Source organism: Spirulina sp. CCY15215, from assembly GCF_016888125.1.
Classification (GTDB): domain Bacteria; phylum Cyanobacteriota; class Cyanobacteriia; order Cyanobacteriales; family Spirulinaceae; genus CCY15215.
This window is the reverse complement of the sequence record NZ_JACSWA010000049.1, coordinates 1-641: the sequence shown is the minus strand read 5'-3', so window position 1 is coordinate 641 and position 641 is coordinate 1. Positions and strand designations below refer to the sequence as shown.

Sequence of the window (641 nt, the reverse complement as noted above, 5' to 3'; positions counted from 1 at the left end):
TTGCCTAGTCAAAAATCTGTGAAGCAGGAAATCTTGAATGCGAGTTCAAGAATCTCCCGCTAGAACGCTCAAGCGTTTAGCGGTGAGAGTATGTCAAAATCTAGCTCTTACCCATTCCCGTACAGCCTGACGCATTGCCCGACGACCTTGGAGGCGAAATGCTTCTATAATACGAGGTAATTCTTGAATTGATAACATCGGAAAAATTGAACTGTTTGTGACTTCAAGATAATTATTTTCTTGTAGTTGATAAATCTTCAATTCTCCAGTATCATACGTCCAAATTTCTGGAACGCCCAAACGCGCATAAATGGGAAACCGATTTAATGATTTACTCGTTAAATCAATTTCTAGCGCCAGATCGGGTGGCGGATCTTCTTCAAGATTAAATTCTAAATGACCGCGAATTCTGGCTTCATTTTCAAAATAAAAACAATTATCGGGTTCTAAGCCAGCTTGGTTTTTCTCTCGTTTCCACGTCGTCGAACCATAACTTTCATCAGAAAAATGGGTAGAAACCCCGTCCTTATAGGACGGCTTTATCTTAGTTTCGCTACCGCCTTGGAGTTGTTTAATTAGGGTGCTTTTGTATTGCACTTTTAACAGGACAATTACTGTATCTAATTAAACAACCCTGTACG

At 39.9% G+C, this 641-nt stretch carries 1 protein-coding gene; it reads right to left on the bottom strand.

Going from position 1 to position 641, the window contains the following annotated elements; genetic code table 11:
• Positions 1-93: 93 nt before the first annotated feature.
• On the bottom strand, positions 94-543 hold the full coding sequence (locus JUI58_RS00210) for a Uma2 family endonuclease (RefSeq protein ID WP_348539800.1): 450 nt from the start codon (positions 541-543) through the stop codon (positions 94-96).
• Positions 544-641 lie beyond the last annotated feature (98 nt).